This window comes from Pseudomonas sp. PDM22 (assembly GCF_014851965.1).
Classification (GTDB): Bacteria; Pseudomonadota; Gammaproteobacteria; order Pseudomonadales; family Pseudomonadaceae; genus Pseudomonas.
The window spans coordinates 1-253 of sequence record NZ_JACVAR010000074.1 but is presented as its reverse complement, the minus strand read 5'-3'; the positions used below and the strand labels follow the sequence as shown (position 1 = coordinate 253).

The 253-nt window shown below is 50.2% G+C and carries 1 rRNA gene; it reads right to left on the bottom strand.

Features of this window, described 5'->3' with window-relative positions:
* Positions 1–102, bottom strand: a 5S ribosomal RNA gene (rrf, locus tag IB255_RS30715); the annotation flags it as partial.
* Positions 103–253: the final 151 nt, after the last annotated feature.

The following is a 253-nucleotide window of genomic DNA, read 5'->3' as shown; positions in this document are numbered from 1 at the left end:
TACTCTCACATGGAGAAACTCCACACTACCATCGGCGATGCGTCGTTTCACTACTGAGTTCGGGATGGGATCAGGTGGTTCCAACGCTCTATGGTCGTCAAGCAATTCTTTATGGACGCTCGTGGCAGTGCACACGCTCATCCAGATTCGGGTATGTGACAGGTATTTGCGGTTCACACGAACTTTCGGTTCGTTACGTCTTCACCGTACAACACGCAAATTGTTTGGGTGTTATATGGTCAAGCCTCACGGG